Annotated in this window: 21 protein-coding genes; 14 read left to right on the top strand and 7 right to left on the bottom strand. The window is 72.9% G+C overall.

Annotation, left to right across the window (positions count from 1 at the left end):
• The first annotated feature begins 101 nt into the window (after window positions 1-101).
• Genes ASF23_RS13065 through ASF23_RS13055 form a run of 3 tightly spaced genes read left to right on the top strand, consistent with a single transcriptional unit; the run spans window position 102 to window position 2851 of the window.
• Complete coding sequence (locus ASF23_RS13065) at window positions 102-1382, top strand: hypothetical protein (RefSeq protein WP_156364504.1); 1281 nt, start codon at window positions 102-104, stop codon at window positions 1380-1382.
• On the top strand, window positions 1369-2304 hold the full coding sequence (locus tag ASF23_RS13060; RefSeq protein ID WP_055954200.1) for a glycoside hydrolase family 16 protein: 936 nt from the start codon (window positions 1369-1371) through the stop codon (window positions 2302-2304). The genes ASF23_RS13065 and ASF23_RS13060 overlap by 14 nt, the downstream gene beginning before the upstream one ends.
• Window positions 2305-2344: 40 nt before the next feature.
• Window positions 2345-2851: a 2'-5' RNA ligase family protein gene (locus tag ASF23_RS13055; protein WP_055954197.1), complete on the top strand. Its 507-nt coding sequence runs from the start codon at window positions 2345-2347 to the stop codon at window positions 2849-2851.
• Window positions 2852-2938: 87 nt separating this feature from the next.
• Here the strand turns inward: ASF23_RS13055 and ASF23_RS13050 are convergent, their stop codons facing one another.
• The 4 genes from ASF23_RS13050 to ASF23_RS13035 all read right to left on the bottom strand — a co-directional run bounded on the left by ASF23_RS13050 (window position 2939) and on the right by ASF23_RS13035 (window position 7561).
• Window positions 2939-4249, bottom strand: coding sequence for a D-arabinono-1,4-lactone oxidase (locus tag ASF23_RS13050; RefSeq protein ID WP_082474129.1), 1311 nt, complete (start codon window positions 4247-4249; stop codon window positions 2939-2941).
• 134 nt (window positions 4250-4383) lie between these two features.
• The gene (locus ASF23_RS13045; protein WP_082474128.1) at window positions 4384-5931 is read right to left on the bottom strand and encodes a DHA2 family efflux MFS transporter permease subunit; all 1548 of its coding nucleotides are present in this window, start codon (window positions 5929-5931) and stop codon (window positions 4384-4386) included.
• Between the two features lie 126 nt (window positions 5932-6057).
• The gene (locus ASF23_RS13040) at window positions 6058-7251 is read right to left on the bottom strand and encodes an MFS transporter (protein WP_055954194.1); all 1194 of its coding nucleotides are present in this window, start codon (window positions 7249-7251) and stop codon (window positions 6058-6060) included.
• Window positions 7252-7279: 28 nt separating this feature from the next.
• Window positions 7280-7561, bottom strand: coding sequence for an acylphosphatase (locus ASF23_RS13035; RefSeq protein ID WP_235510886.1), 282 nt, complete (start codon window positions 7559-7561; stop codon window positions 7280-7282).
• Window positions 7562-7747: 186 nt separating this feature from the next.
• Between ASF23_RS13035 and ASF23_RS13030 the strand changes: the two genes are divergently transcribed.
• The 8 genes from ASF23_RS13030 to ASF23_RS12995 all read left to right on the top strand — a co-directional run bounded on the left by ASF23_RS13030 (window position 7748) and on the right by ASF23_RS12995 (window position 15246).
• Window positions 7748-8458, top strand: a complete 711-nt coding sequence (locus tag ASF23_RS13030) for an NUDIX hydrolase (protein WP_055954191.1) — start codon at window positions 7748-7750, stop codon at window positions 8456-8458.
• 8 nt (window positions 8459-8466) lie between these two features.
• Window positions 8467-9747 (top strand): quinolinate synthase NadA, encoded by a 1281-nt coding sequence (gene nadA / locus ASF23_RS13025; RefSeq protein WP_055954188.1) that lies wholly within the window; start codon window positions 8467-8469, stop codon window positions 9745-9747.
• Window positions 9747-11450 carry an L-aspartate oxidase gene (locus tag ASF23_RS13020; protein WP_055954186.1) on the top strand — a complete coding sequence of 568 codons (1704 nt, stop codon included), beginning with the start codon at window positions 9747-9749 and terminating at the stop codon, window positions 11448-11450. Before nadA ends, ASF23_RS13020 begins: the two co-directional genes overlap by 1 nt.
• Window positions 11447-12343, top strand: a complete 897-nt coding sequence (nadC, locus tag ASF23_RS13015; protein WP_055954184.1) for a carboxylating nicotinate-nucleotide diphosphorylase — start codon at window positions 11447-11449, stop codon at window positions 12341-12343. The genes ASF23_RS13020 and nadC overlap by 4 nt, the downstream gene beginning before the upstream one ends.
• A 6-nt stretch (window positions 12344-12349) precedes the next feature.
• A complete protein-coding gene (locus ASF23_RS13010; RefSeq protein ID WP_055954181.1) occupies window positions 12350-13522 on the top strand; it encodes a cysteine desulfurase family protein in 1173 nt (390 codons plus the stop codon).
• A 140-nt stretch (window positions 13523-13662) separates the two neighbouring features.
• On the top strand, window positions 13663-13890 hold the full coding sequence (locus ASF23_RS13005; protein ID WP_055954178.1) for a hypothetical protein: 228 nt from the start codon (window positions 13663-13665) through the stop codon (window positions 13888-13890).
• 324 nt (window positions 13891-14214) lie between these two features.
• Window positions 14215-14505, top strand: a complete 291-nt coding sequence (locus ASF23_RS13000; protein ID WP_055954487.1) for a hypothetical protein — start codon at window positions 14215-14217, stop codon at window positions 14503-14505.
• 30 nt (window positions 14506-14535) lie between these two features.
• Window positions 14536-15246, top strand: coding sequence for an SIMPL domain-containing protein (locus ASF23_RS12995; RefSeq protein ID WP_055954175.1), 711 nt, complete (start codon window positions 14536-14538; stop codon window positions 15244-15246).
• A 174-nt stretch (window positions 15247-15420) separates the two neighbouring features.
• Here ASF23_RS12995 and ASF23_RS12990 read toward each other — a convergent pair whose 3' ends face one another.
• Both ASF23_RS12990 and ASF23_RS12985 read right to left on the bottom strand, forming a co-directional pair.
• Entirely contained in the window at window positions 15421-16188 is a 768-nt protein-coding gene (locus ASF23_RS12990; RefSeq protein ID WP_055954172.1) for an alpha/beta hydrolase, read from the bottom strand.
• Entirely contained in the window at window positions 16175-16639 is a 465-nt protein-coding gene (locus ASF23_RS12985; protein ID WP_055954169.1) for an MSMEG_6728 family protein, read from the bottom strand. The genes ASF23_RS12990 and ASF23_RS12985 overlap by 14 nt, the downstream gene beginning before the upstream one ends.
• Before the next feature lie 184 nt (window positions 16640-16823).
• Between ASF23_RS12985 and ASF23_RS12980 the strand changes: the two genes are divergently transcribed.
• Both ASF23_RS12980 and ASF23_RS12975 read left to right on the top strand, forming a co-directional pair.
• Entirely contained in the window at window positions 16824-18101 is a 1278-nt protein-coding gene (locus tag ASF23_RS12980) for an ROK family protein (RefSeq protein ID WP_055954166.1), read from the top strand.
• A gap of 136 nt (window positions 18102-18237) precedes the next feature.
• Window positions 18238-18864: an NAD(P)H-dependent oxidoreductase gene (locus tag ASF23_RS12975; RefSeq protein ID WP_082474156.1), complete on the top strand. Its 627-nt coding sequence runs from the start codon at window positions 18238-18240 to the stop codon at window positions 18862-18864.
• 181 nt (window positions 18865-19045) lie between these two features.
• Here the strand turns inward: ASF23_RS12975 and aroQ are convergent, their stop codons facing one another.
• The gene (gene aroQ / locus ASF23_RS12970; protein ID WP_055954163.1) at window positions 19046-19489 is read right to left on the bottom strand and encodes a type II 3-dehydroquinate dehydratase; all 444 of its coding nucleotides are present in this window, start codon (window positions 19487-19489) and stop codon (window positions 19046-19048) included.
• Window positions 19490-19642: 153 nt separating this feature from the next.
• Between aroQ and ASF23_RS12965 the strand changes: the two genes are divergently transcribed.
• Window positions 19643-20263 (top strand): DNA-3-methyladenine glycosylase I, encoded by a 621-nt coding sequence (locus ASF23_RS12965; RefSeq protein WP_156364503.1) that lies wholly within the window; start codon window positions 19643-19645, stop codon window positions 20261-20263.
• The last annotated feature ends 146 nt before the right edge of the window (window positions 20264-20409 follow it).

Here is a 20409-nt window from a genome sequence, read left to right as displayed (position 1 = left end):
CGGTTCCGAGGTCGGGTGCACGCGGGACGAGGCTGCCGGTGACCGCGACCGATCGGCTGTGCCGCATCGGTTCGGTCATCAGTCGCGTCGGACCGCTCACCATGCCTTCGCGGGCTGCGATCGTCGACGCGCTGTACCGCATCGCGTCCATCGGTCCGCAGATCCGGATCGGTCTCGTGCCGGCGCCGGACGGCCGGACCTGGCGGTTCGACGCTGCGGGACTCCGAGCCCGCTGCGAGCAGATGGTCGTCGAGGTCCCGGCCGACGACGACCTCGACCACGCTGTGGCGGAGGTCATCGCCTCGATCGACCCGATGTGCCCCGTCCGGATCGTCATCGCCGGTCGGTACATGCTGCAGGTGTTCGACCACTCGCTGGTCGACGGACGGTTCACGCTCGGGCTCCCGGGTGCGCTGCTCACCGTGGCCGCCGGGGGACCGGTGCCCGAGTGGCTCACCGCCCCCACGCTCCGCCGCCCGGTCGTCGCGGCTGTCGTGGACACCTTCGTCCGGCACCCACGGAACGTGCTGTCGCTCCTCGGGGCCCGCCTCAGGACGGCGGCGACGAGCCACCCCGAGGGACGCCCGCTCCACGAGGGACGGTCGCACCGCGAAGTGGCCGGGCGTCCTGGCGCGTACCCGGCGCTCGTCGACGCCCCGGAGTCCGCCGCCGACGCACCGCGCGTGCCGTGGCGGCCCGCGACGCACGTGGTGTGGGAGAGCGGCGAGCCGACGGGCTTCCGCGACGTCCGTGCATGGATCCGCGCGACCGACCCCCGCCTGAGCTTCGGCGCCGTGCTCCTCGTCATGCTCCGTGCCGCGTTCCACGCCGAGGGCATCGCCGTCGCACCGGACGCGGACATGGTCTACGACGTCCGGCGGTTCCTGCCGGAAGGTGGTCAGACGAACGGCAACCTGGTGACGGGGATCCCGATCCACGGTGCCGAGGACGTGCAGGCCGTCGAGGACCAACTGGTCAGCACACTCGAGACCGGGCGGCCCGTCGCAGCACTCGCCGCGGGTGTGCTGCGGGAGTCCGTGCGACCCAATCGCATCGGTGCCGTCATGCCGGACCTCGCGCCGCTGTACCCTCGTGCCCGGATCTCGCTCAGCAACATCGGGCTCTCCCGTCCGCTGCAGAACCTGCCGTGGGCCGACGCGCCGGTGCACGAAGCCGCGTACGCCATGCATCCGGTCGGGCCCGAGACCCTGGGCATCCAGGCGATCGTCATCGACCGTGCGCTGCAGCTGACGGTGTCGTTCAACGGCAACGTCTTCCGCCGCGAGGCCGTCGAGCGTGCCGTGCACCGCGTGGTGTCCGCACCGATGGACGTGCTCGAGGGTCTCGATGCCGCCAAGGACGGCGCCGGTGGAACGGTCTGAGCGCGCCGGGTCCGGCCGCCGTGCCGGGTTCGGCCGCCGCGCCGCAGTCTGGGCGACGGCGATCGCCGTGATCGGCGCTCTCTCGGGGTGCACCGGAGCCGGAGCCGCCGGCGGATCCGGGTCCGGTGACGGGGACGACCCCGCACGGTCTTCCGACGGAGCATCGAGTGCGCCGTCCGGCACCGCCGGCACCCAGTCCGCCGACACCGAGCGCGACGACTTCACGGGGAAGGCGGGAACCCCTCCCGACGCCTCCGTCTGGACTGCGCAGACCGGGGCGGGCGGCTGGGGCAACGAGGAGCTCCAGACCTACACCCGCGACGCGGTCGCGCTGGACGGCAAGGGGCACCTCGCGATCACGGCGCACATCGGTGGGACCGCATCGGCCCCGACGTACACGTCCGGCAGGATCACAACGCAGGGCAAGTACGAGTTCACGAACGGCACGCTCTCGGCTCGGATCAAGCTCCCGGACGGTCCGGGGCTCCTGCCGGCGTTCTGGCTGCTCGGCGCCGACGTCGGTCAGGTCGGCTGGCCGCGAGCCGGCGAGATCGACATCGTCGAGGCGCCGCACGGCACCGGGTCGACGTCGCACAACATCCACGGCCCGAACCGGTACCTCGGATCGCAGGACGTCCCGGTGAGCGCCGACGTCACACACGACCCGAAGCTCAGCGAGGGCTTTCACGTGTTCTCCGTCACCAAGACGGCGGACAGCATCACGATGCGCATCGACGGAGATGTCGCGGCCGAGCTCGACCGTGCCACCGCTCCACCGACGCTCGACTGGGTGTTCGACCAGCCGATGAACATCCTGTTCAGCCTGGCGATCGGCGGGAAGTGGCCGGGGAACCCGACGTCCGCGACACCGTCGACGTCGCGGATGCTGATCGACTGGATCCAGCTCACGCGCACGTCCTGAGCCGGCCGGTGCACACCCGGCATGGGAGCATGGCCCCGTGATGCGGAGTCTCGAACTGACGCTCGACCCGGCCGGGGACGCGGCGGTCCGCTCCTGGTGGACTGCGCTCGCCGACGCCGGGCTCCCGAGTCTCGCGATGCACGACGCCCCGTCGAACCGGCCGCACCTGACCGTGGCGGCCTGGCCGACGACCGGAGCGGAACCGCGCCTCCAGACCGTCGTCGGCGACCGACCGCGATCCCTGCGGTTCGGCGGCTCCGTCCTGTTCGACGCCGGCCGTGGGCGCTTCGTGCTCGCACGGCAGATCGTGGTGGACGCCGACCTGGCGGCGTTCCACCTGGCGGTGCACCGGGCCGTCCCCGACGGTGAGGAGCGCACCCTCCCCGGTCGGTGGACACCGCACATGACGATCTCGCGGCGGTTGACGCCGGAGCGGGTCGGTGCGGCGCTCACCGCGCTCGCGGAGGTCCCGATGCCGGAGACGGTGGGCGTCGCCGGCATCCGGCTCTGGGATGGGGAGACGAAGACCGTCACCGACCTGGCGTGACCGGGGATCCGGACGGGAGGCCCGGTGCGGGTCCGCCGCGCGCGTCACGCGGTCGGGCGCTCGCGTGATCGCGCGGCGCGGCAGCGTTCAGATGCCGAGCAGTCGTTCCGCGAACCCCGAGGTGAACTTGCGTTCCGGGTCGACCCGGTGCACGAGGTCGCGGAACGCCGGCAGCCCCGGGAACAGCCCGTCGAGGCGCTCGGCATCCAGCGAGGTCGACTTGCCCCAGTGCGGCCGGCCGCCGAACGGGGCGAGCGCCGACTCGATGTGCGGCAGGAGCGCCGCGACCTCGTCGACGTGCTTCCGCCAGGTGAACGCGATGCAGAGGACGTCCTCGCCGCCGGTGGGGCCGAGGAGCAGGTCGTCGCCCGCCATCGTCCGCAGCTCCGCGACGTGCAGGTGGGGGGCGAGCCGGTCGCCGAGGGCGTGCACCGCGTCGAGCGCCTCGGCCGCGAACCGCAGCGGGACGAAGTGCTCGCTCTGGATCTCCGACCCGACCGAGGGCACCGAGTCGATCGTGAAGTGCGGGATCCGGTCCCACCACGGTCCGACGGAGCCGTCCCGGGCCGTGCGGAGTCCGTCGCCGGGGACCGGCGGGAGCTTCGGCGCACCGAGCACGTCCGCCGGGACCTCGACGTCGTCCGCCCCGGCGGGCACCCGGGACTTCACGAGGATCTCGCGCACCTCGCCGTCCCAGTTCGTGAAGCAGCAGACGGTCGTGCCGGCCGCGAAGACCTCGGCGACGTTCGCGGTGAACGTGGCCCACGGCAGCGGCCCGTACGCGTCCTGCCGCATGCGGTAGGTCGGCTCGACATCGACGGTCACGCGGCTGACGAGGCCGAGCAGCCCGAGGTGCAGGACCGAGCCGGAGAAGTCGGGCTCGCCGCGGCGCACCGTCCGGAGGGCGCCGCTCGCGTCGACGAACTCGAGCGCGGACACGGCCGAGGACAGTGATCCGAGCCGGGTGCCGGATCCGTGGGTGCCGGTGGCCGTCGCACCGCCGACCGAGATGTGCGGGAGCGAGCCCATGGTGTGCAGCGCCACGCCCTGCTCGTCCAGCGTCGGGGCGACGTCGCCGTACCGGGTCCCCGCGCCGAGGGTGACACTTCGCCGGTCGTCGGCGACCACGGGCGGCATGCGGAGGCCGGTCATGTCGACGAGGACCCCGGGGCCGTCCGCGACGTCGGTGAACGAGTGGCGGGTCCCGAGGCCTCGGACGCGGTCCGAGCCGGCGACGATCCCGGCGAGTTCGTCGAGGTCCGTCGGCCGTTCGATCCGAGCCGCCCGGTATGTGTAGGTGCCCGCCCAGTTCGAGCGGTCGGTGTCCGTGCCCGTGCCGGTGTCGATGTCGGCGCCGGTGCCGGTGCCGTCGGTCGGGGTGCTCGCTTCGTCGCGCATGGTCCGAGCCTGCCACGCGCGGGTGGGAGCGGGCCCCCGCGGACGCCCTGCGTCGGGCGGACGCCCTGCGTCGGGCGGACGCCCTGCGTCGGAAGGACGCCCTGCGTCGGAAGGACGCAGTGCGTCGGGCGAACTCAGTGCGTCGGGACCTGCGCGCCGGACTCGACCTGCGCCCCGGGTTCGATCTGCTCCACCGGCTTGCTGACGAAGAGCGTCGCCACGATCCCGACCAGCGAGATCACCGCCCCGCAGAGGAACGCGAGGCGCACGCCCGCGGCGGCGGCGTCCTCGGCACCCGTTCCGCCCCCGGCTCCACCCGAGGTGGCCGACGCCGTGCCGATCGCCATGAGCGTCACGAAGAGCGCGGTCCCGGCGGCACCCGCGACCTGCTGGGCGGTCCCGACGACGGCACTGCCGTGCGAGTACAGGTTCGGGGTCAGCCCGCCGAGCGCGGCCGTGAAGAGGGGCGTGAACGTCAGCGCGAGCCCGATGCTCAGCACGATGTGCGCGCCGAGGACGAACCACACGCTCGTGTCGGTGCCGACCGTGGTGAGCGCCCAGAGCACGGCGCTGACGATGACCGCGCCGGGGACCGCGAGCACCCGTGGTCCGCGCCGGTCGTACACCGCTCCGACGAGGGGCGAGAGCAGCCCCATGATCAGGCCTCCGGGCAGGAGCAGGAGCCCGACGTGCAGGACGTCGAGGCCGAGCACGTTCTCCAGGTAGATCGGCAGCAGGATCAGGGTGCCGAACATCGCCATCATCGACAGCGCCATCGCCACGATCGCGAACGAGAACGTCCGGAACCGGAAGGTCCGGAGGTCGAGCAGCGCCCGGTCGGCACGCTGGAGCCGGGTCTGCCGGACGATGAACGCCGCGAGTGCTGCGAACCCGACGACGAGCGAGACGATCGACACGAGGGGCCCGTCGGTCGCGACCGTCGCGATGCTCGAGAGACCGTAGACGATCCCACCGAACGCGAAGGCCGAGAGGATGACCGAGACCACGTCGAGCGGCACGCGGCGCGGGTTCGTCACGTTGGGGATCCGCGCCATGCCGAGGACGAGGGCGGCGATCGCGATCGGCAGCACGAAGCCGAACAGGAAGCGCCAGTCGAACACGTTGAGGATCAGCCCGGAGATCGTCGGGCCGATCGCGGGGGCGACCGAGATGACGATGGAGATGTTGCCCATCACGCGTCCGCGGTGTGACGGCTCGACGAGGGTGAGGACCGTCGTCATGAGCAGCGGCATCATGATCGCGGTGCCGCTCGCCTGGACGATCCGCCCGACGAGCAGGATCGCGAACCCCGGGGCGAGCAGGGAGATCAGCGTGCCGAGGGAGAAGAGGCTCATCGCCCACATGAACACCGGCCGGGTGTTGAACCGCTGCAGCAGGAACCCGGTGACCGGGATGACGACGGCCATGGTGAGCATGAACGCCGTGGTGAGCCACTGACCGGTCGTCGCGGTGATGTCGAGGTCCCGCATCAGCCGCGGGAGGGCGACGCCCATGATCGTCTCGTTGAGGATCACCACGAACGCCGAGACCAGGAGGAGCCCGATCACGAGCCGGTTGCTGCCGGCCGCGCCCGACCTGCCGCCCGGTGACACCGCACCCGCGCCGGGAGCACCGGCCGCCGGATCGGTCGCGGTCGTCCGCCTCGTCGCCTGGTCGGTCATGGTGCGCTCCTGGGAGATCGTGGTGTCAGCGGTGCCGTCGACCTCGTCGTCACGGGGACGCCGGAGTCATCCCGCGTCGCTGTGACGAGGCTATCGACACCCTGTGACAACCGACAGGTCCGGACTTCATTCCCGTCCGGCGAACACCCGTGCCCGGGTCAGCCCGACGAGCGTGACGAGGGCCACCACCGCGGCGAAGACGATCCCCGCGGACGCGAGTCCCACCGCCGCCGCGAGGAACCCCGCCGCGATCGCCGGCACCGAGATCGCCAGGTACGCGATGACGAAGTAGGTGGTCGTGGCCTCGGTCCGGTGCCCCGGGTCCGTGGCCGCGGTGATCGCCCGCATCCCGGTCATGAACAGCAGGCCCTGACCGACGCCGGACAGCACCGCCGACACGATGAGCACGGGGAGCGAGGCGGCCGTCAGCGCCACCACGAGGACACCCATCCCGACGACCAGCGCGAGCGACCCGACGACGATCGCGCCCCGGTCGGGCAGTCCCTGCAGGACGATCTGCCCGACGGCCGACGCGGCGAAGAGCAGGGACGTCACGCTCCCGACGACCGCGGGGGAGTGGATCCCGATCACGGTCCCGATGAAGTTCGGCGCGACGGACGAGAACAGTCCGCACACCGCGAACCCGGTGACGGCACCGATCGACGCCGCCCCGAAGACGCGCCGTGACTCGGCGGGGACCCTCGGCAGCTGGACCCGGAACGCCGCTCGGTCGGGCGTCGTGGTCTCGCGCACGACGAGCAGCGCGAGCCCGGCCACCACGAGGAGCGCCGCGTGCACGACGAACGGTGCGCGGAGCGTCCACGGCGTCCACGCCCCGACGAGCCCCGACATGAGCATGCCGAGCCCGAGCCCACCGATGTTCGCGGCCGTGGCGAGCGCACCGGCGAGCCGCTTCCGACCCGCCGGCGCGGCCTCGAGCACCGCGACCGTCGCGGTCGACGTGAAGATCCCGGCGGAGAACCCGGACAGCACCCGCCCGACGTACAGGAGCCATTCGGGTGACCCGATCGCGAACACGACCGCGGACAGCAGGGACAGCACGACACCGGCGAGCAGCACCGGCCGCCGCCCGAGGGCGTCGGAGAGCCGCCCGACGAGCACGAGCGCCAGGATGACCCCCGCGGCGTAGATCGCGAAGAGCACGGTCGTGGTGGCGCTCCCGAACCCGAAGCGCGCCTCGTAGGTCGGGTAGAGCGGCGTCGGCAGCGTCGTCCCCATCATCACCACCGCGAAGACGTAGACGACGGCGGCGAAGCCGATGGTCGGAGCGGCCCTCCTGGACGATGCGGCGACGGTCACCGGATCGACGCTACGCCGCCGACCGGGTTCAGTGCAGGATGTCGAACTCGTCGGAGTCGAGGTGCGGCGAGACCGTGCGGATCGTGACGTCCATGACGGTCGCGGTGGGCGGTCCGGACCACAGCAGCTCCATGAGTGCGTCGACGGCGACCTCGGGTCCCTCCGCTTCGACCTCGACGGTCCCGTCGAACAGGTTCCTCGCGTACCCGGTGAGCTCGAGCCCGTCGGCCTTGCGCGCGGTCCAGTACCGGAATCCGACCCCCTGGACCGACCCAGACACGACGGCGTGCATCCTGGTGATCGGTGTCATGGGGGCCACCCTACGGATCCGTCGTTTCGGGGCGGTCACGGTGGGTTTTCGGACAGGTCACGCCGTGTTTCGGGCGCGTGAACTTGCGGAACGGGATCATCCGGTGTTGGATGGGCTTAGTTCGAGTCATACAGACTCTTACACTTCAGGTTCACGTGACCTGAACATGACGACGGTGAGCACCCCATGACGACGACCGAGGACAGTGACAGCGGCATCCGCGTCGCCGTGTCGACCGTCATCGTCGCGCTCCGCCCGCACCCGGACACCGGCGCCCCGGCACTCTGGACCCCGCTCGTCCGCCGCATCACCGAGCCGTTCGCCGACGCCTGGGCGCTCCCGGGTGGCTGGGTCGGACCGGACGAGGGACTCGACGAGTCCGCGGCGGCCAGGCTCGCGGAGACGACCAGGGTGCAGCCGCGCTACCTCGAGCAGCTCTACGCGTTCGGTGAGGTCGGTCGGTCCCCGAGTCGGGTGGTGTCGATCGTCTACTGGGCCCTCGTGCACAGCGACGAGGCGAACGCGGTCCCCGACGACTGGAACGTCCGCTGGTTCCTCGTGGACGAGCACCCGGCGCTCGCGTTCGACCACGACCGGATCCTCGAGTACGCGCTCTGGCGGCTCCGGAACAAGGTCTCCTACTCCCGGATCGCGCAGGCGTTCCTCGGCGACCGGTTCACGCTGGCGGAGCTCCGGGCGGTGCACGAGGCGGTGCTCGGTCGGGCACTCGACCCCGCGAACTTCCGGCGCCAGATCAACCAGTCCGACGCGATCCTCGCCACCGACGAGACGTCCTCGGGCGGTCGACACCGACCGGCCCGCCTCTACCGCTCGAACCCGGACCTGGCCTTCGCCGACAACGGACCGCTCGGTCCGTGCGGCGCCACCACCCGTTAGGAACCCACATGTCCATCGCTGTGACGATCGAACGCATCTCGAACGGGCGCGCCGCCGGCAGCACCTGCACGCCGGACCTCGCCCAGCCGACGTGGGACTTCGACCAGGTGCCCGGCTACGGCCCCGGATCGAGCATGGGCGACGTCATCCCGACCTCGGCCCCGCGGCAGGGCGTGATCCCGGAGGAGTACCGGTCCGCCCCGGTCGAGGAGCTGCACGCCCGGATCGAGGCGGCCAAGGCGACGCTCGGTGACCGTGTCGTCGTCCTCGGGCACTTCTACCAGCGCGACGAGGTGGTGCGGCACGCGGACTTCCTCGGCGACTCGTTCCAGCTCGCGAACGCCGCCCTGACGAAGCCGGACGCCGAGGCGATCGTGTTCTGCGGTGTGCACTTCATGGCCGAGACCGCGGACATCCTCGCCCGGCCGGAGCAGCGCGTCATCCTGCCGAACCTCGCGGCCGGGTGCTCGATGGCGGACATGGCCGACATCGACAGCGTCGAGGCGGCGTGGGCGGACCTCGAGCGCGTCTACGGCACCGAGCCGGACGCCGACGGCCGCGTGCCGCTCATCCCCGTCACCTACATGAACTCCGCCGCGGACCTCAAGGCGTTCTGCGGACGGCACGGCGGCATCGTCTGCACCTCGTCGAACGCGGCCACCGTGCTCGAGTGGGCGTTCGAGCGCGGGCAGCGGGTGCTCTTCTTCCCCGACCAGCACCTCGGGCGGAACACGGCGAAGGCGATGGGCATCCCGACCGACCTGATGCCGATGTGGAACCCGCGGCAGCCCCTCGGCGGCAACACCGTCGAGTCCCTGACCGACGCCAGGGTGGTGCTCTGGCACGGGTTCTGCTCGGTGCACCGCCGTTTCACGGTCGCGCAGATCGACCAGGCCCGCGTGGAACACCCTGGCGTGCGGGTGATCGTGCACCCCGAGTGCCCGATGGAGGTCGTCGACGCCGCGGACGTCGCCGGCAGCACGGACCTCATCCAGAAGACCGTCGCGGCGGCCACCGAACCGACGACGTTCGCGATCGGCACCGAGATCAACATGGTGAACCGGCTGCACGCCCAGTACCCCGAGCACACGATCTTCTGCCTCGACCCGGTGGTGTGCCCCTGCTCGACGATGTACCGCATCCACCCCGGCTACCTCGCATGGGTCCTCGAGGCGCTCGTCCGCGGCGAGGTCCTCAACGAGATCCGGGTGCCCGACGCGATCCAGGCCGACGCCCGCACCGCCCTCGAGCGGATGCTCGCGGCCCGGCCCCGACCGCTCGGCGCCTGATGCACGTCGTCATCGTGGGCTCCGGGATCGCGGGCCTCACCGCCGCGATCCGTGCGAGCGCCCGGCACGACGTCACCCTCGTGTCCAAGGGCTCGCTCGCGGACGCGGCCACCGCGTACGCGCAGGGCGGTGTCGCGGTGGCCCTCGGCGCGGACGACACGACCCTCGCGCACATGGAGGACACCGTCGTCGCCGGCGCCGGTGGGAACGCCGCGCGTGCGGTCGAGGTGCTCTGCGCCGACGGCCCGGCCCGGGTCCGTGACCTGCTGGCCCTCGGCGTCCCGTTCGACCGGACGACCGACGCCGGCAGCATCGAACTCCACGGGGACGACCTGGCCCGCGGTCGCGAGGCAGCGCACACACGCTGGCGCGTCGTCCACGCGGGCGGCGACTCGACGGGCGCCGCGATCGAGGACACCCTCATCGCCGCGCTCCGCCGTCAGCACGTCACGATCCTCGAGCGGACCTTCCTCACCGACCTCGTGGTCCGCGACGGCGTGGTGGTCGGGGTCGACGTGCTCGACCTGCTCGGTGACCCCCGCCGCATCGACGCCGACGCGGTGGTGCTCGCCTCGGGCGGGGCCGGACACCTCTACCGCTCCACCACGAACCCGCTCGTCGCGACCGGGGACGGTGTCGCCGCGGCCTGGCGTGCCGGAGCGGTCCTCGCCGACCTCGAGTTCATGCAGTTCCACCCGACGCGGCTCGCGGTCCCCGGTGGCGGGCTCGTCTCCGAGGCGGTCCGTGGCGAGGGTGCGACGCTCCTCGACGCCGCGGGGCGCCGGTTCATGACCGACGTGCACCCGGACGCGGAGCTCGCCCCGCGGGACGTCGTGGCGCGGGGGATCGCGGCCGCGATGAGCGCCCAGGACCACCGCCCGGTGCTGCTCGACGCGACGATGCTCGGCGCCCGGTTCCTGACGGCGCGTTTCCCGGGACTCACCGCGGCCACCACCGCGGCCGGCTTCGACTGGACCCGCGAGGCCGTCCCGGTCGCGCCCGCGGCGCACTACTTCATGGGCGGGATCGCGACCGACGCCGACGGACGCACCAGCCTCCCCGGGCTCCTGGCCGTGGGCGAGGTCGCGAACACCGGTGTGCACGGGGCGAACCGACTCGCGTCGAACTCCCTCCTCGAGGGACTCGTCTTCGGCATCCGCGCCGCCGACGCGCTCGGGACGACGGGGCCCGCCGCCCCCGCCCTCCGTGGAGGGACCCTGCGGGAGCCGACCACCGTCGCGACGCGCGCCGCCGCGCCGGACGCGATCCGTTCCTCCCGGACCGCCCCGGAACGCGTGTCGCGCCCGGCCGGTGCTGCGGATCTGACGGGAGGAACGGTGCCGGTCCCCGGGACCGGCCTCCGGTCCGCCGTGCAGTCGCTCATGGAGGACCGGGTCGGCCTGCTCCGCGACGCCGCCGGCCTGCAGTCGGCACGCCGTGAGCTCCTCGACCTCGCGGTGCCCACGTCGGACGGCTGGTCCGTCCGCGAGCACGAGGACCGGAACCTGCTGACGCTCGCCGGCCTCGTCGCGCTCGCCGCCGAGACCCGGACCGAGTCGCGGGGCGCGCACGCGCGGACCGACCACCCGGAGACCGATCCGGCGCAGGCCCGTCCGCTCGCCTGGGTCGCCGCCAGCACGCGCATCGTGAACACCACCGACACCGCCCCCAGCACATCTCGAGACGACAGGGTCCCCGCATGATCGACTCCACCATCCCCGCACACGTCCTCCGGCGCGTCATCGAGACCGCACTGGAGGAGGACGCGCCGTGGGGGGACGTGACGAGCGAGGCCTTCATCCCCGCGGACGCCGTCGCCACCGCCACGCTCTCCGCCCGGGAGCCGGGTGTGCTCGCGGGTGGGCAGGTGTTCGTCGCCGTCATGCACGCCGTCGATCCCGCGATCGAGGCGTCCGTCGCCGTGGAGGACGGGGCGGTGTTCGCGGCCGGTGACGTCCTTGCGACCGTCTCGGGCTGCGCGCGCGCCGTGCTCCGGGCCGAGCGGGTCGCGCTGAACCTGGTCCAGCGGATGTCCGGCATCGCGACGACGACCGCCGCGTACGTCGACGCCGTCGCGGGGACCGCCGCCCGCATCGTCGACACGCGGAAGACGACCCCGGGGCTCCGGGCGCTCGAGCGGCACGCCGTCCGAGCCGGTGGCGCGCACAACCACCGGACGTCGCTGTCCGACGCGGTGCTCGCGAAGGACAACCACCTGGCGGTCCTCGCCGCGCGGGGCGTGCCGATCGGGGACGCGATCCGGAGCGCACGGGAGCGCCTCGGGCACACCGTCCACCTCGAGGTGGAGGTCGACCGCATCGACCAGATCGAGCCCGTGGTGTCCGCCGGGGTCGACACGATCATGCTCGACAACTTCAGCCCCGCGATGCTCGTCGAGGGGGTCGCGCTCGTCGCCGGCCGCGCGCTCGTCGAGGCCTCGGGCGGGGTGACGCTCGACACCGTCGCGGAGATCGCCGCCACCGGTGTCGACGTGATCTCGGTCGGTGCCCTGACGCACTCCGCGCGGGCACTCGACCTCGGGCTCGACGTCGTGGTCCGCGAGCGGGCGACCGCCGGCTTCAGCGCAGGGGCGTAGCGGTCCGTGTTCTACCTCGACCGCGCCGCGACGTCCCCGGTCCGCCGCGAGGTGCTCGAGGCGATGTGGCCGTACCTGACCGGCGTGTTCGGGAACCCGTCGTCGACGCACGAGGTCGGGGACCAGGCGGCTCGTGGACTCCGGGACGCCCGGGCGAGCGTCGCGGCGGCGCTCGGGTGTCGGCCGGCCGAGGTGGTGTTCACCTCGGGCGGGACGGAGGCCGACAACCTCGCCGTGAAGGGGATCGCGCTCGGTGCGCGGCCGGGGACCCCGCTCGGTGCGCTGCCGGGGATCCCGCGGCGCATCGTCACGACGCCGATCGAGCACGAGGCCGTCCTCGCCAGCTGCGACCACCTCGTGCGGCTGCACGGGTTCGTGGTGGAGCTGGTGCCGGTCGGGCCGGACGGACGGGTCGATCCCGACGCGCTCGCCGAGGTGCTCACGGGCGGGGCGGCGCTGGTCTCCATCGCGCACGCGGACAACGAGATCGGCACGGTGCAGGACATCCCCGCGCTCGCCGCCGTCGCCCACGCGGCCGGGGTGCCGTTCCACACCGACGCGGTGCAGTCCGCGCCGTGGCTCCCGGTCGGGCTCGACGTCCTCGGTGTCGACGCCGTGAGCGTGTCGGGGCACAAGCTCGGCGCGCCGAAGGGCATCGGCGCGCTCGCCGTCCGGTCCCGCGTCCCGCTCGAACCCCTGCTGCACGGTGGCGGCCAGGAGCGCGGGAGTCGGTCGGGGACCGAGAACGTCGCCGGTGCGGTCGCGCTCGCCACCGCGTTCGACCTCGTCGGGGCCACGCGGGACGTGGCTGCCGCGGTGGCGTGCTCGAGTCGAGACATCGTGATCCAGGGTGTGCTCGACCGGGTGCCGGGAGCGGTGCTGACCGGGTCGCGCGAGCACCGGCTCCCGGGGCACGCGTCGTTCTGTTTCCCGGGGACGAACGGCGAGACGGTGCTGCTCGAACTGGAGCAGCGGGGGATCGTGTCGTCGTCGGGGAGCGCCTGCGCGGCGGGGAGCACCGAGGTCTCGCACGTGCTGACCGCGATCGGGCTGCCGGACGACCTGGCGCGGACCGCCGTCCGGTTCACGTTCGACGACTCGCTCGGGGCCGAGGACGCCGCGCGCGTGGTGGCCTCCATCGCCGATGCCGTCGCAGCGGTCCGACTGCTCGGCGCCTGACCCCGGGATGGCCTGACCCCGGGACTGCCTGCCCTCGGCGATCCGTCCCGTGGTCATTCGGGGTGTACTAGACGTTCTACTCCATGTCTGGGGCCGTGTCCCCCCTTCTGCGGACACGGCTTGTCCGCCAGAGTGAGGACATGACGAACGCGACCACCACCAGCCCGGCCGGAGACGCCGCGCGGACCACCCCGTTCCGCGCCATCCAGCTCCTGCCGGCACCGGTCACGGTCGTCGCTCTCGGGATCGCCGCCGGACACGACCTCGGTGCCACGCACCTCGCGGTCATCGCCGTCGTCGGGACGCTCGCGACGATCGGGAGCGCCCTGCTGCCGACGCTGCGACCGCGTCACGCCGAGGTCGGCTGACCCGATCCCGTCACATCCAGACCACGTCCCGGACCCCCTGATCCGTCCGGGACGCGCCGGACAGCGTCTGTCCGGCCGGGACGCTGCCCCCTGAACGGCGTCCCGTGGCTCACCGGTCCCCGCCGTGGGTCCGTCGTGCGCGTCCCTGCGCGCTCGACGGAAACCCCTGACTCACGGCGGGACCGGCTCCACGGCGGGACCGGCGCCGCACCCCGGCTGGCTCGTGTCTCGATCGGCCCTGTGCATCGGCTGGCTCGTGTCTCGATCGGCTCTGCATCTCGATCCGTGCCGCCTCCGACCGGCTCCGTCACCTACGGTCGACGGATGCCCTCGTACCGCGTCACCCTCGTCGTCGGAGCGCTCGCGCCGACGACCGGCCCCGAACAGGTGCTGCCCCGCGCGGCCGCCCTCGCCGCCGAGCGCACCGTCGTCGAGGCGCAGGACGTCCAGCTCGTCCGCGGCGAACCCCGTGCCGTCGTGCGATACGAGGCCGAGGACGACGGCGTCGCGACCGGGATCGCCGACCACGTGACCGCCGGGATGCGCCCCGACGTCGAGATCCGTTCCGCGGACGTCACCCGCCGCGACGGAGGGCGCTGGGTCCGGGTCTCGTAGGACCGGGCCCCGGTGCTGCATGATCGGAGGATGACCACCGCGCCGAACGCCAGCACCGCGCCGACCCCAGGCACCGGGCCGAACCCCGGTCCCGCGCCGATCACCCTCGCCGTGCACGGTGACGCCACGATCCACCATCCGGCCGAGCGGGGCACCGTCCGGGTCGTCGTCGGGTTCCGCGGCAAGGACCGCCAGACGATCGTGCGATCGACGACCGTCGTGCACGAGCAGATCGTCGCGGCCGCGAAGGCGCACGAACAGCGGGGTGCCGCGACGTGGTGGAGTGCGGACCAGGTGTCGTTCTCGTCCTACCAGGACTACCAGAAGGACGTCCCCGTCGCGCGGTTCCGGGCGGGAGCGAGCGTCGAGGTGAAGTTCCGCGACTTCCGGGCGCTCGCGGACTGGGTCCTCGAGATCGGCGGGATCGACGGCGTCGCGGTGCAGGTGACCTGGGCCCTGACCGAGTCGCGGCGCGTCGAACTCGAACGCCGAGCACGCGTCGACGCGGTGCGGGACGCGCTCACCCGGGCGACGGACTACGCCGCGTCGCTCGACCGACCTGCTCCCCGGCTCGTTGCGGTCTACGAGCCAGGACTCCGGCCCGACGTCGTCGCGAGCGGTGGTGGCTCGCCCATGTCCGCGCGGATGATGGCGAGCCCGTCCGGCGGGGACGCGGCGTTCGAACTGAAGCCCGCCGACATCGAGGTCACCGCGTCCGTCACCGCCGACTTCGTGGTCTGAGCGGGTCCGCAGCAGTCCCGTAGCGGTCCCGTAGCGGTCCCGAACACCGGGATCCGCGCGTCCCGCATCCCGCCCCGAACACGCGGATCCTGCCGGAACACCGGGATCCGCGTGTGCCGAGTGGACGGGGGTGTTCAGAACACCGCCTCGCGCCGCTGACACCGCCACGCGCCGCTACCCGAGCGTGGCGACCCATCGATCGACCCGCTGCGTGATCTCCGCGTCCACCGCAGCGCGACTCGCCGTCGCGATGCCGTCGCCCGGCTGGACGCCGTACGCCCCGAAGCGCGCGTGGTTCGCCCCGCGGATCTCGACCATCGTGGCCGACCGGGGGAGTCGTTCCCTGGCGGCGTCCACCTTGGCCGGGGTGGACAGTCCGTCGCGTGTCCCGGCGAGGCTCAGCACGTCGACGGAACTGTCCGAGAGGTCGTTCGCGCAGTAGCTCGCGAGCAGCAGCAGCCCCGAGGCGTCGTCGGCGAGCTGGCACGCCCGCACGCCGCCGAGCGAGTGTCCGCCGACGGCCCACGTGCTGACCCCGGGTGCGTGCGCCTCGAACGTCGACAGCGGCCGGGTGTCGAAGAACGCCAGGTTGAGCGTCGGCTTCGTGATGACCACCGTCGTCCCGTGCGCCACGGCACCGCGGAACGTCGCCATGTACGCGAAGGGGTCGACCTTCGCGCCGGGGATGAACACGATCCCGACGCCGTTCGCCGCACGCCCGCCGTCCGCGCCGGTCGGTCGCATCACGATGCTGTCGCCGACGTCCCGCACCGCGACACGGTCGTCGTGCCAGACCCGGAGCGCCGCGGACCTGCTGCCCGGCAGCACCGTGTGCGCGTACACGAGGAACGTCACGACGAGGACCGCGAGGACCGTCACGATCGTCACGAGGACGGTGCGGAGCCGGTGGCGACGGGGTCGGCGGACCTCAGGGGTGCTCATGACCCTCGACGGTACCGGGCCAGACGTACGGCAGGTCGTCCGGGTCGTCGGGGAAGCGCTCGCGGTAGGTCTCGGGTTGCTTGTGCACGAGGTTCGACCGGTGCGAACGGTGCACCGCCTCGTCGCCGATCCACGGCGGGAGCGGGAACGTCCCCCGTTCGTAGTCCAGCAGGTCGTCCGGCGCGGCGCCGAGGTCGACGAGGGTCTTCGCGCGGCAGGTGTCGGCGAACCCCCGACCCGTCCACTCTTCGCACACCGCGTCCTGGTACGCCATCAGCGCCGGTCGGAAGCCGCGCCACATGGCCGTGACCGGATGGTGCTGCCATCCGTACCCGGGGACGGTCAGCGCACGCATCACCTGGAGCGTCTCGACGCGCTGCTTGCCGAGTCGTCGGTCGTCGAGTGCGGCTGCGGAGCTGCGGAAGTCCGCGAAGGGCAGGAAGGTCTGCATGGCTGTGTCGTGCCTCCCGTCCGGTGGTCGCCCGGCGTCGGCCGGACCGTCGACGCTACCCGCGGACGAGTCGCGGTGACCAACCGACCGTCGGACGCGACGCGCTACGGTGGTGCAGAATTACCGCGCGACAGGACCGAACACCGTCCTGGAGGCACGAAAACAGCGGACAGGAAGGTCGCGCATGTCGTCGGTCACCCCCCACGCCGCCGGCGACGGTCCGGCACGGCTGGCAGCGCCCCTCCGGCTCTCGACGCCCCCGCTCTCAGCCAGGGTGTCCGGCGACGTCGTCGCCGCGACCGTCGCGAAGCTCGTCGCGAGCGGCAGCGCGTCGTCGAAGGCGGAACTCGTCCGGGCGACCGGGCTCGCGAGGACGACGGTGGACGCGGCGCTCGCCGGACTGCTGGCTGCCGGGGTCGTGCGTTCCGGCGGGCTCCGGACCTCCGAGGGCCGGGGCCGTCCCGCGGAGACACTCGAGCTCGACCCGGGGTTCGGCCTGGTGCTCGTCGCCGACTGCGGTGCGATCTCCGGGCGCATCGCGGTGTTCGACCTCGGACAGCGGCTCCTCGCCGTGCGGGACCTCGAGATGCGGATGGACGAGGGGCCGGACGTCGTGCTCGACCGGGTGTGCGCGTCGTTCCGCGGGTTGCTCGACGAGCTCGGCATGACGGACGTCCCGCGGGTCGCCGTGATGGGCGTCCCCGGGCCCGTCGACTCCCAGCACGGCACCGTCGTCCGACCGCCGATCATGCCCGGGTGGGACGGTGCTCCGGTCGCGGCTCGGCTCGGCGCGGCTCTCGGGTGCCTGGCGATGCTCGAGAACGACGTCAACCTCAGGGCCCTCGGCGAGATGCGCGCCCAGGACCGTGTCGACGGGCCCCTCCTCTACGTCAAGGTCGGGACCGGCATCGGCGGCGGGCTCGTCACCCCCGACGGCCAGCTGCTCCTCGGTGCGGACGGCGCGGCGGGGGACATCGGCCACGTGCGCGTCGCCGGAGCCACGGTCACCTGCGTGTGCGGGAACGTCGGATGCCTCGAGGCCGTGGCGTCCCTCGCGACGATCACCCGGGAGCTCGAGCCGGGTGCCGAGTGGGGTGCCGACGCGCACGCCAGGGTCCTCGCACGCATCGCGGCGCGCGACCCGGAGGCGGTACGGGTCGTGCGGGAGCGTGCGGTGGCCGTCGGCGAGGTCGTCGCGAGCCTCGTGCACTTCGTCAACCCGGCGCGGGTCGTCGTCGGCGGGTCCCTCGCGACGGTGTCGGACGACCTGCTCGCGGGCGTCCGGTCCGTCGTGTACCAGCGGGCGCTGCCCCTGGCGACGCGGAACCTCTCGCTGTCCCCGCCGGTGCTCGGTGCGGACTCGGGACTCGCGGGCGGACTGGTGGTCGGCATCGAGCGGGCGCTCGACCCGGACGTGCTCGGCCTGCGGATCGACGCGGCGCGGCGGGGTCGCCGGCGCTGAGTCGCGCGGTCGCGCGGTCGGACGGTCGGACGGTCGGACGGTCGGACGGTCGGGCGCGGCGTTGCCGCGGGAGGCCGGGCGACACATGTCGTCACATCGCGGGCTCGACCTCGGAACCCGTGTGAGCATCGATCGCATGACGAGCACCAGCACGCCCCGCGCCGGTTTCCGCATCGTCGGGGTCAGCGGCAGCCCGTCGGACCCATCCAGGACCTCCACCCTCGTCGCCGCGACGGTCGCCCGCCTCGCGGAGGAGTTCGACGACGCCGTCACCGAGCAGGTGGAGGTCAACCGGCTCCTGCCCGACCTCGGGGCGTCCCCGGTGCGGGAGGCCATGGCTCCCGCGACCCGCGCCGCGCTCGAGGCCGTGGAGACCGCCGACGTCCTCGTCGTCGGGAGCCCGGCGTTCCGCGCGGCGTACTCCGGCGCGTTCAAGCTCTTCTTCGACTGGGTCGGCCAGTACGCGCTCGTCGACACCCCTGTGCTCCTCACCGCGACCGGCGGCAGCGATCGGCACGCCCTGCTCGTGGAGCACCAGATGCGCCCGCTCTTCGGGTTCTTCCAGTCGACGACCCTGCCGATCGGGGTGTTCGGCAACGAGCGGGACTTCACCAAGCGCGCGGGAGGCTACGACCTGGCGGGCCTCGACCTCGAGCTGCGGATCGACCAGGCAGTCCGTCGGTCGCTGCCGATCATCCGCGGGGGACTCGTCGCGGCTGCAGACCTCCGGGCCGACGAGATCCGGCGGCCGGCCGAGTTCTGACCGCGGCTCGAGCCCGTCGCCCGCGCCCGTCACCCACGGTCGAGAAGTGCCCAACTGTCGCCTGACGTCTCGCACCCGACACTTCGGCACTTCTCACCGGCGCCGGCTCGCCGAAGGACGCACGCCGGACGCCGGACGCACGCCGGACGCCCGACGCCCGGCGCACGACCCGCCCGAACGGCTAGCCGAGCAGGGTCGCCAGGTGCAGGACCGCCAGCCGGTACCCGTCGGCACCGGCCCCGGCGAACACCGCGGTCGCCGCCGTCGCGACGTGGTCGACGTGGCGGAACGGCTCCCGCTTCCACGTGTTCGAGAGGTGCACCTCGACGACCGGGACCGTGAGCGCCTCGACCGCGTCGTGCAGCGCCACCGAGGTGTGGGCGTAGGCGGCCGGGTTGATCACGACACCGGCGAAGTCGTCGAGCGCCTCGTGCAGCCACTCCACGAGCTCGCCCTCGCGGTTGGTCTGCCGGAAGTCGACCGCGAACCCGGCGTCCTCGCACGCCCCACGCACGATGTCCTCGATGTCGCCGAGCGTCACGGTGCCGTACTGCGCCGGGTCGCGACGTCCGAGGATGTCGAGGTTCGGGCCGTTGAGGACGAGGATCCGGGCGCTGTCGGTCATGGCCCGAGCGTAGCGGCAGGCGTGCACGCGCCCGGGCTCCCCACGACACCGCTCTCTGCACGACACACCGCCGCGCAGGGCGGTGCCGTGTCCGGAGCGCGGTGTCCACCGGGGAGCGGACCGACTGTCGGGCGGATGCACCAGGATCGGAGCATGCCCGTCGATGACGTCCCCGCGCCCTCCGCCGCCCTCGTGCTCGGCGACGACGGCCTCGCCCGCCCGGTCTGGGCGTCGAGCGATGCGCTCCTCCGGGACTACTACGACACCGAGTGGGGCATGCCCGTGCGCGACGAGCGCGGGGTGTTCGAGCGGCTCAGCCTCGAGGCGTTCCAGTCCGGCCTGTCCTGGCGGACGATCCTCGCCAAGCGCCCCGCGTTCCGCCGGGCGTTCGCGGACTTCGACCCCGACACCGTCGCGGGGTTCGACGAGTCCGACGTCGAGCGCCTGATGGCCGATGCCGGGATCGTCCGGAACCGCGCGAAGATCCTGGCGACGATCACGAACGCACACGCGACGATCGCGCTCCGGTCGGACGGCGGCCTCGCGGACCTCGTGTGGTCGTTCCAGCCGTCGGCGACGCCGGAGCCGACCTCGCTCGCCGAGGTCCCGACCAAGTCCGACGAGTCGACGGCGCTGTCCAAGGAGCTCCGGAAGCGCGGGTTCGCGTTCGTCGGCCCGACCACGATGTACGCGCTGATGGAGGCACTCGGCATCGTCGACACCCACCTGCTCGGCAGCCACCGTCGGGGGAGTTCCGGGGTCTGGGGGCGGTGACCGGCGTCGGACCGGAGGGACGGTGCGGGCTGGCACCGACCCTCCGGTCCGGTGACCGGCATCGGACTGGAGGGACGGTGCGGGCTGGCACCGTCCCTCCAGTCCGGTGGTCACCGCGTCCCGGTCCGGTGGTCGCCGCGTCGTCG

Origin of the sequence: Curtobacterium sp. Leaf261 (assembly GCF_001422205.1) — a bacterium.
Lineage (GTDB): Bacteria > Actinomycetota > Actinomycetes > Actinomycetales > Microbacteriaceae > Curtobacterium.
The sequence above is the reverse complement of the archived record's forward strand: the minus strand, read 5'-3'. Positions and strand labels throughout refer to the sequence as shown.